The following is a 1,039-nucleotide window of genomic DNA, read 5'->3' on the forward strand; positions in this document are numbered from 1 at the left end:
CGGGGATGTGCCTTTCCAGCGAGAACTCATAGAACAACGCAGCCTGTTCGACTTGCCGATGCCCCATCATGACCTTCGGTCCTGCCCACTAGACAGACTGAATCACCGATATCTCTGCGTCGCAACCGCTGACTTTTTCAACGAAATCGGCCAGAGGCGGACTTGAAAGCGGTCCACTTGTTCGGGTCATTCTTGATCTTGCTTTGCTTCCCACCCCATGCCGGCCAAATGGGCAAGCACCGATCGCAAATGCGTCTCATCGCGAGACCCACCCCACGGATGCCAATCACTGAAGCATTCGCCCAACCCTCTCAGGTCCGCTACGAGGCGCGCTGAGCTAGCCCCACCAGGGCGCCACCCAGGCAGTCCGCTCCTGTAAAAATGATCGCGTTTCAAAATCTCATATGTCGCATCGGCAAAACCGTCATCCTGAAGCGCTTCGAGGAACCCCGCGTCATGAGCTAGGTCGGCCTCAAGATCTGGGACCGAAGTTATCTGAGGCGGCGTGTAGATCAGTTGCTCTCCATCACGGAATACTACGTCAGCAGTGTTGATCTGAATGGTTCCGTGGATCCAATTCCGAGCGTTCTTGGCCAAGCGACGCCACCGGCCATAACCGTTCTTCTGCACAACACCGCGAGATTGATCAGGATAAAGCGCGAAATCGATCCTGTACGGCTCGCCTAAGCCCCACCGCACAACTGCATCACCGTGGCGCGTGCTCCAATGCTTTTGTCCGTGCCATGTTTTCCCGCCAGGTATTGGAGATAGAGTGTCGGGCACCCAGCGCCCAGGCAGCTCCGCATTTTGCTCGATAAATGGGAAATTCTTATCGAGAGAGGCTTGCTGCTCTTCATCGGAAAGCTTGTTCTTCATGGGCGAGATTTCTATCACAAACACCCAGTGGGTGTACCTGCAAATGTCGGCTTTGGGTCTTGGCCGCGTGAAAACGTTTTGTTGCGGGGGGGCGCCGCGTTGAACCCCGTGGGGTCCCCGGATTGGCGCCGAAATGGCATGATTTACGGTGAGGCGCCGGAAG

General features: G+C 56.2%; 1 protein-coding gene. It reads right to left on the bottom strand.

What is annotated here, in order from left to right; genetic code table 11:
* Positions 1–186: 186 nt before the first annotated feature.
* A complete protein-coding gene (locus tag QXZ85_RS33705) occupies positions 187–876 on the bottom strand; it encodes a hypothetical protein (RefSeq protein WP_316175689.1) in 690 nt (229 codons plus the stop codon).
* Positions 877–1,039: the final 163 nt, after the last annotated feature.

The organism is Bradyrhizobium sp. SZCCHNGR1005 (assembly GCF_032489995.1).
Lineage (GTDB): Bacteria > Pseudomonadota > Alphaproteobacteria > Rhizobiales > Xanthobacteraceae > Bradyrhizobium.

What these genes read in the sequence shown, in the direction of transcription:
- QXZ85_RS33705 (WP_316175689.1), bottom strand. Translation starts at nt 876, where the DNA reads ATGAAGAACAAGCTTTCCGATGAAGAGCAGCAAGCCTCTCTCGATAAG.